The sequence below is a fragment of the Extibacter sp. GGCC_0201 genome (genome assembly GCF_017566055.1).
Lineage (GTDB): Bacteria > Bacillota > Clostridia > Lachnospirales > Lachnospiraceae > Extibacter.
Window position 1 is genome coordinate 1 of sequence record NZ_JABFCH010000303.1, and the last position, 207, is coordinate 207.

The following is a 207-nucleotide window of genomic DNA, read 5'->3' on the forward strand; positions in this document are numbered from 1 at the left end:
GATATCGGGGTGATATCTGTGGAAGAGGTGCCGGAACGTTTTCACAGCCGGCTCAATGCCAAAAGCAAAACATACCGGTACAGGGTGTTAAACAGTGCCGTGCCACATATATTTGAAAGAAGGTATGTCTATCAGGTCCCGGAGCATCTGGACATGGAAGCCATGCGCCGGGCGGCGATCCTTTTGACCGGAAGCCATGATTTCAAG

At 51.2% G+C, this 207-nt stretch carries 1 pseudogene; it reads left to right on the forward strand.

Annotated features, from left to right (window positions below):
• Positions 1-207: pseudogene (locus HJV72_RS19620) on the forward strand (tRNA pseudouridine(38-40) synthase TruA); the annotation flags it as partial.